This is a genomic window from Kitasatospora sp. MBT63, from assembly GCF_000710465.2.
In the GTDB taxonomy this organism is placed as follows: domain Bacteria; phylum Actinomycetota; class Actinomycetes; order Streptomycetales; family Streptomycetaceae; genus Kitasatospora.
Window position 1 is genome coordinate 7,779 of sequence record NZ_JAIZ01000799.1, and the last position, 1,094, is coordinate 8,872.

Genomic DNA, 1,094 nt, shown 5'->3' on the forward strand with positions numbered 1-1,094 from the left:
CCCCCCGCCCGCCGCGCCGGCCGGCACCGCCGGGGAGTTCTACAACGGCACCAACATCGGCCTCGGCTTCCGGGTCCCGATGATCATCGCCTCGCCGTGGACCCGCGGCGGCTGGGTGGACTCCCGGGTGTACGACCACACCAGCGTCATCCGCTTCCTGGAGACCTGGACCGCCGCCCTGGGCACCCCGGCCGTCTGCCCCAACATCAGCGCCTGGCGCCGCCAGGTCTGCGGCGACCTCACCGGTGCCTTCGACTTCGCCAATCCGGTCTACGGCCTGCCGGCGCTGCCCGACACCAGTGCGACGATCAGCCAGGCCACCGCCAACACGATGATCAACCCCAGTCCCGGCACCAACGCGATGCCGGTCCAGGAGGCGGGCACCAAGCCCGCCCGGGCCCTGCCCTACCAGCCCAACGCCTGGGTGGACCGGATCGAGTACAACGCGAACAACCAGATCCTGCTCTGGCTGGACCTGGCCAACCAGGGCCCGCAGGCCACCGCCTGGGCCCACTACTCGGTCCACGCCAACGCGTACCGCAGCGGCGGTCCCTGGCAGTACACGGTGGCCCCGCACAACGCCGCCACCGGCACGGACGGCAGCACCAGCGACTTCTTCAACATCGGCGCCAACTACGGCAACGGCCAGTACGACCTCACCGTGCTCGGCCCCAACCGCTTCCTGCGCCGCTTCGCCGGCAACGCGACCACCGCCGGCAAGGCCGCCGAGGCGTCCACCTCCTACGCGCCCGCGCCGGACACCGGCAAGCAGGCGCTGTGGTTCAAGCTGACCAACACCGGGACCAGCGCCGTCACCTTCACCGTCACCTCGAACAACTACCGCACCGGGACCTGGACGTACCAGGTCGCGCCGGGCGCCACGGTGTCCGACTACTTCAACGCCGTCACCATCGCCCACGGCTGGTACGACTTCACCGTCACCGTCAGCAGCGACGCCGCCTGGAGCCGCCGGGCCACCGGCCACATCGAGACCGGCGCCGCCGGCGTCAGCGGCTGACCGGCCGGGCCCGGTGGCCCGCCGCACCCGCCGCCGGCCCGCCGCAGGAGTGGCGGGGGGGGGGGGGGGGGGGGCG

General features: G+C 72.8%; 1 protein-coding gene. It reads left to right on the forward strand.

The genetic code is table 11. The features are described 5' to 3' along the window. A partial coding sequence (locus tag AA75_RS53195; RefSeq protein ID WP_233289429.1) for a phospholipase domain-containing protein occupies window positions 1-1,018 on the forward strand: 1,018 nt, incomplete at its 5' end. Window positions 1,019-1,094 lie beyond the last annotated feature (76 nt).